The organism is Arenimonas sp., from assembly GCF_044348765.1.
In the GTDB taxonomy this organism is placed as follows: Bacteria; Pseudomonadota; Gammaproteobacteria; order Xanthomonadales; family Xanthomonadaceae; genus Arenimonas.
The window spans coordinates 1-4,633 of sequence record NZ_JBIKSE010000090.1; the positions used below are offsets into that span (position 1 = coordinate 1).

16 protein-coding genes are annotated in these 4,633 nt (G+C 65.1%); 3 read left to right on the top strand and 13 right to left on the bottom strand.

What is annotated here, in order from left to right:
* Positions 1 to 89: 89 nt before the first annotated feature.
* From ACIQ0Q_RS08820 to ACIQ0Q_RS08880, 13 genes are all read right to left on the bottom strand, one after another.
* Positions 90 to 233, bottom strand: a complete 144-nt coding sequence (locus tag ACIQ0Q_RS08820) for a hypothetical protein (RefSeq protein WP_395772569.1) — start codon at positions 231 to 233, stop codon at positions 90 to 92.
* Positions 230 to 424, bottom strand: coding sequence for a hypothetical protein (locus tag ACIQ0Q_RS08825; RefSeq protein ID WP_395772570.1), 195 nt, complete (start codon positions 422 to 424; stop codon positions 230 to 232). The genes ACIQ0Q_RS08820 and ACIQ0Q_RS08825 overlap by 4 nt, the downstream gene beginning before the upstream one ends.
* A 53-nt stretch (positions 425 to 477) precedes the next feature.
* A complete protein-coding gene (locus ACIQ0Q_RS08830; RefSeq protein ID WP_395772571.1) occupies positions 478 to 765 on the bottom strand; it encodes a hypothetical protein in 288 nt (95 codons plus the stop codon).
* A 2-nt stretch (positions 766 to 767) separates the two neighbouring features.
* On the bottom strand, positions 768 to 1,142 hold the full coding sequence (locus ACIQ0Q_RS08835; RefSeq protein WP_395772572.1) for a hypothetical protein: 375 nt from the start codon (positions 1,140 to 1,142) through the stop codon (positions 768 to 770).
* Between the two features lie 63 nt (positions 1,143 to 1,205).
* Entirely contained in the window at positions 1,206 to 1,517 is a 312-nt protein-coding gene (locus tag ACIQ0Q_RS08840; RefSeq protein WP_395772573.1) for a hypothetical protein, read from the bottom strand.
* Between the two features lie 81 nt (positions 1,518 to 1,598).
* On the bottom strand, positions 1,599 to 1,832 hold the full coding sequence (locus tag ACIQ0Q_RS08845) for a hypothetical protein (RefSeq protein ID WP_395772574.1): 234 nt from the start codon (positions 1,830 to 1,832) through the stop codon (positions 1,599 to 1,601).
* Positions 1,829 to 2,014 (bottom strand): hypothetical protein, encoded by a 186-nt coding sequence (locus ACIQ0Q_RS08850; RefSeq protein ID WP_395772575.1) that lies wholly within the window; start codon positions 2,012 to 2,014, stop codon positions 1,829 to 1,831. Before ACIQ0Q_RS08850 ends, ACIQ0Q_RS08845 begins: the two co-directional genes overlap by 4 nt.
* Complete coding sequence (locus ACIQ0Q_RS08855; RefSeq protein ID WP_395772576.1) at positions 2,011 to 2,205, bottom strand: hypothetical protein; 195 nt, start codon at positions 2,203 to 2,205, stop codon at positions 2,011 to 2,013. The genes ACIQ0Q_RS08850 and ACIQ0Q_RS08855 overlap by 4 nt, the downstream gene beginning before the upstream one ends.
* The gene (locus ACIQ0Q_RS08860) at positions 2,198 to 2,353 is read right to left on the bottom strand and encodes a CopG family transcriptional regulator (RefSeq protein ID WP_395772577.1); all 156 of its coding nucleotides are present in this window, start codon (positions 2,351 to 2,353) and stop codon (positions 2,198 to 2,200) included. Before ACIQ0Q_RS08860 ends, ACIQ0Q_RS08855 begins: the two co-directional genes overlap by 8 nt.
* The gene (locus ACIQ0Q_RS08865; RefSeq protein ID WP_395772578.1) at positions 2,350 to 2,709 is read right to left on the bottom strand and encodes a hypothetical protein; all 360 of its coding nucleotides are present in this window, start codon (positions 2,707 to 2,709) and stop codon (positions 2,350 to 2,352) included. The genes ACIQ0Q_RS08860 and ACIQ0Q_RS08865 overlap by 4 nt, the downstream gene beginning before the upstream one ends.
* Positions 2,710 to 2,787: 78 nt before the next feature.
* The gene (locus tag ACIQ0Q_RS08870; RefSeq protein ID WP_395772579.1) at positions 2,788 to 3,039 is read right to left on the bottom strand and encodes a hypothetical protein; all 252 of its coding nucleotides are present in this window, start codon (positions 3,037 to 3,039) and stop codon (positions 2,788 to 2,790) included.
* Positions 3,036 to 3,206, bottom strand: a complete 171-nt coding sequence (locus ACIQ0Q_RS08875) for a hypothetical protein (RefSeq protein WP_395772580.1) — start codon at positions 3,204 to 3,206, stop codon at positions 3,036 to 3,038. The genes ACIQ0Q_RS08870 and ACIQ0Q_RS08875 overlap by 4 nt, the downstream gene beginning before the upstream one ends.
* A complete protein-coding gene (locus tag ACIQ0Q_RS08880; RefSeq protein ID WP_395772581.1) occupies positions 3,203 to 3,490 on the bottom strand; it encodes a hypothetical protein in 288 nt (95 codons plus the stop codon). Before ACIQ0Q_RS08880 ends, ACIQ0Q_RS08875 begins: the two co-directional genes overlap by 4 nt.
* 271 nt (positions 3,491 to 3,761) lie before the next feature.
* On the opposite strand from ACIQ0Q_RS08880, the gene ACIQ0Q_RS08885 reads away from it, so the two are divergent.
* The 3 genes from ACIQ0Q_RS08885 to ACIQ0Q_RS08895 all read left to right on the top strand — a co-directional run.
* Positions 3,762 to 4,019, top strand: coding sequence for a hypothetical protein (locus tag ACIQ0Q_RS08885; RefSeq protein WP_395772582.1), 258 nt, complete (start codon positions 3,762 to 3,764; stop codon positions 4,017 to 4,019).
* 5 nt (positions 4,020 to 4,024) lie between these two features.
* Positions 4,025 to 4,330, top strand: a complete 306-nt coding sequence (locus ACIQ0Q_RS08890) for a hypothetical protein (protein WP_395772583.1) — start codon at positions 4,025 to 4,027, stop codon at positions 4,328 to 4,330.
* 24 nt (positions 4,331 to 4,354) lie between these two features.
* Positions 4,355 to 4,633: hypothetical protein (locus tag ACIQ0Q_RS08895; RefSeq protein WP_395772584.1), on the top strand; the 279-nt coding region annotated here is incomplete at its 3' end.

Below are 4,633 nucleotides of genomic sequence, written 5' to 3' on the forward strand. Positions count from 1 at the left end.
GGTCCCGGTCGATCGGGCGAACGATGCGGAGCGGATGCCGGCGTAGGTCAGTGCCTCGCGACGGCGTGCTCGGCGATCGGTGGCGGTGCTCATCGTGTGAACCCCCAGTAGGCGAGAGCGGCGTCGAGGTTGGCGCCGTCGTGGGCGTCGAGGAGTTCGGCGAGGAGGGCGGCGCCGGTGGCGGGATTGCCTCCTCCTCGGACGTAGCGGTCGAGCATCCGGTCGGTGTTCATCGTGCGCCTCCGTCGAGGTCGGCTCCGCCGGTGGCGATCAGGATCTCGGCGGTGTCGACCGGGAGAGGGAGAGAGCGGAACGGGTAGCGGCCCTGAGCGATGTAACGGGCGCGACGTCGGCCGTTCTTGTCTGTCGAGAAGGAGATCGTGATCCGGCAGTTGTATCCGGGTGTGTTGGTGGTGGTGTTCATGGTGGTCGCCTCCGTGGCGGCTAGGTGTCGGCCGGTGTGCCGATGGATGTATCTTACACGATCCCTCTACCGGGGTCAAGTACCCCGGGGAGATTTCTTTCGGACCAGTCTCGGACCGGGATCGAGAGCCGGTCGATCAGCGCCCACGCTACGACGACGTCGTCGACGATCTCCTCCTCGGTCCGGTGTGGAGGTGCGGCCTTCTCGTCGGTGAGATCCCGCACCGATCGAGCGAGGGCCTGTAGGAGCGCCTGACACTCGACCGGGGAGAGATCGACCGAGAGGACCGGACCGATCTCGGCGTCGCTCTCCGAGCCTCTGAGGGTGCTCTCCGGGTTCATGCTCAGTACCCGTAGTCTCGACGGGGAGCGACCTCGTCGAGCCATGCGGCGTCGACGTCGGCGCCGGCGACGAGGCAGAGCGTCCGGATCCGGTCGGAGCGGTCGAGGAGGATGTCGAGCGGGTGACCGATCGCGCGTCCCGTGACGACTCGGTAGGCGTCGCGATGCTCGGAGATGTCGTCGACGTTGCCGGCCGAAATGTAGAGATGGTTGGCGGCGGTGCCTCGGCCAGTCGTGACCGAGAATCGGAGGCCGGTTCGTTGGCGGAGCATCGTCCGGAGGAGAGCGGCGGTCTCCTTCGGCGAGACGTCAGCGACGACGATCAGGGCGTCGACGCTGTATGAACCGACGGTGGCGGGGACGGTGGTGGTTTTCATGGTGGTGATCCTCCTCGGATCTCTAGGTCGGCCGGGAGAGGGATTTCTCCCGGCCGGGTTGGGTTAGGCGTTGGCGATGATCTCGCCGGTTTCGGTGTCGACGACGGAGCCGGACACGAAGGAGCCGGCCGGCGCTCCGTCGCGGGTCAGGTCCTTCGCATAACGGACGAGAGCCTTTACGGCGGTGGTCGAGTTGCTCGTATGCTTCGCCATGACGACGGCGCCGGCGCCTGAGCCGGGGACGCCGTAGTCGCGGTCGGAGCAATACACGCCGCCTGAGCAGGTCAGGACGACGGCGTAGCGGGCCTTTGACTTCGTGGTAAAGGTCTCGCCTTCGGCGGTGAAGGTGCGGGCGGTGGTGGTGGTCGTTGTCATGGATGTAACCATACACGGCGACTCTACCCCGGTCAAGTACCCCGAGGGATGCCAGTCCCCCCTACGGATCTCCGACCTCGATCAGCGACCCGGGTCTCCTCGACCCCGATCAGCGAGCGCCCATCCGAGGCAGAGCAACGGGAGAGCGACCAGCGACCACGGGAGAGCGATCCACACGAGACCCGCGAGGACGAGACCGGCGAGGACAAGGACCACGAACGCGAGGATCCCGACAAGCGCTCCGGCGGCGAGGACGAGAGGATCGTCCTCAGCGGCGGCGATCAGTCGATCGAGGAGATCGTCGAGGCGTCTCATCCCCGAGCCTCGTCCTCGTGGATCTGCTCCACGGCGAGGAGGAGAGCGCCGGCGAGTCGGACGGCGTCGAGCGTCGAGAGATGCGCGCCGAGATCCTGACCGGTGCTCGACGGACTGATCTCGACCCATACGGCGCCGGTCTGACCGAGCGACGGTCGAGCGGTGACACGTTGAGCGATCACGACGGGACCTCGATCCGCTCGATCCTCGATCCGGGACACGTCGCGACGAGGACCTCGATCAGAGCGTCGGCGTCAGTGGCGGGCAGAGCGTCGGCCCGGTCGCGAGTCGTGAGCCATCCGCCGGCCCGGGTCCACACGATCGACGAGGATCCGGGGAACTCGACGGTCACGAGATAACGCGGTTCAGTCATCGGTCGCCTCCGATGCGAGGTCGATCACGAGGGCGACGATCGCTCGGCGGAGGAGAGCGCTCCGGGGGACGCCGGCACGAGCGGCGGCGACGTTCAGCGCGTTATGGGTCTCGGGGTCGAGTCGGACGGCGACGACGGGAGAGTTCATCGCTCGACCTCGTCGGTCGTGATCGAGTCGAGGATCTCCCGGACGTACAGGTCGTCGAAGATGTCGGCGAGGTCCGGGTCGACGGCTCGGTGTTCGTTGGTGATGAGATCGGCGAGACGCTCGGCGTCGAACGCTGTCGAGGACGGTGTCAGCGAAACGACGTCGAGGTCGATCGAAGTCCCGACCGGGTAGCGGGTGAGCAACGCGTCGACGATGCCATCTCCGAGAGCGACGAGATCGAGTATGTCGGTCTCCTCGGGGAATGGTCCGATGATCCACGGGTAGGACTCGATGAAAGCGTCGGGGACCTCGATCGAGATCATGATCGAGAGGCGGTCGATTTCGTGATGGTTCATTTCGGTGGTGGTGCTCCTTCGGTGATGGTGGTGGTGGATCTTAGCGATCGGGGTCGAGTCGGTGTCGGATCTGTCGCGTCATCCGACCGACAGTCCGGACGGGGTCTCGCGCGCTGTCACTCGTCGGACCTCGTGACCGTCGGCGCTGAGTTGGAGTCGACCGATGTATCCGGAGACGCCGGTCGGCCATGTCACCTTTCGGGCCGGTTCGATCCATTCGATGTCGAGGTCGAGCGCGTCGGGGTTCGCGCTGCGGATGCCGGCCTCGGCGCGTCGTCGAAACTGATCGACGCGAGTCGACATCGTCTTCTTCTTGGTGGCGGTGTTCATCGTTGTGCTCCAGTGGTGAGGGCGATCTCGTCGTCGAGGTCGGCGATCTGCTGTTCGAGTGATGCGATGCCGATCGAGGTGAACGCGTCGCGATGGTGGGCGAGTTTGTCGGCGAGGTAGTCGCGCCGGGTGGCGAGTCCGGCGACGATCATCTCGACGGCGCTCATCGTGCGACCTCGACGATCGAGTCGGCCCGGAGGATCTGAGCGCGTCCGGCCTTGAAGTAGATCGCGATGAACGGCGCCGGTTGATCGGTCCGCTTCCATGTCGAGCGGAGACCGCGTCGGTCGACACTCGATCCCATGCCGACGACTCGGAGGACTTCCATCTCGTTCACGATCTCGACGACTCGGCCGGCGCGCATGGCGCCGAGACTGCCGGCGTTCTGAGCGGTGTATCGGTCGACGACGATGTCTCCGACTGTGATCTGTGCGGCGGTGGTGGTTTTCATGGTGGCGACCCTTTCGAGGTGCTAGGCGTCGGCGTTTCCGACAGACGTAACAATACACGACACCTCTACCCCGGTCAAGTATGCCGAGAGATCCGCACCGGATAAGGGATCGGGGCGACGCGTGCTCGACTCGACGTCGAGCGAGGTCGTCGAGTCGGTGTCGTCGAGGTCGTCATCGTTGCGGGTACTTGACGGGGGTAGAGTTATCGTGTAGACTTCAATCAGTCGAGGGCGGTCCTCGACGCCTAGCGATCCGAGGAGGATCCCCATCATGAGTAACACAACGTGGACAGAAATCGAAAAGGGTGCCGAGGTCAAGGTCGACGGCGTCCCCGGCGCTTTCGTCTTCATCTCGGTCGCGTCGAACGGCGACATCACGGTCTTCGGTGGATCGAAAGATCCCGCCGGCGTTCGGATGTTCCGGACGTTCCGCTCCGAGCGTGTCCGTCTTTACCGTCCACGCGTCGAGCATCGTCGGTTCCAACCATCGCCGGCGATCCCGCCGACCAACCGAAAGGGCCGGAGGTGAGCGCGATGGAAATCGAACTCACGAAGTTTCAGGCGGAGGAGATCGTCGGCCTCCTCTCGATCATCGCCGATCAGAACGACATCGCGACCAGCGACGAAGATCGAATGATCGTGTGGGGCGAGATGTCCGGCACACGATCGAAACGATCTCTGATCGTGCTCGACGCCGACGCCGCGATCGTCGACCTCGACTACCGCGCCGAGTACATGATCGAGGAGGGCGACCAGTCCGGACCGTCGATCCTGACGGGTTACTCCGGAGCACGATCGCTTCGACTCGTCATCGGGAAGATCGAGGCGGCGAGTCTCTGATCGTCGAGGCGCTACGATGACGGAATGAGCGCCGACGCGTGGGGGTGGGAAGTGAACGATCCCGACGTGATCGCGAGAGCGACAGCGTCCGACGGTCGCGAGGTGCTGCTACTGATGGCGCCGGCGGCGGCGCTCGACGGGAGCGACGGTCCCGTCGTCATCCCCGGGTTCGACTCCGACCGTGTTCACGTTGTGCTGTCCGACGAGTTCATCGAGCGTTACGTCATCGCTGAGGACGACTCGGCCGAGACCGTGCGGGAGAAACTAGCGTTGCTGTCCTACGCCGTGCGCGAGTCGCTGTCG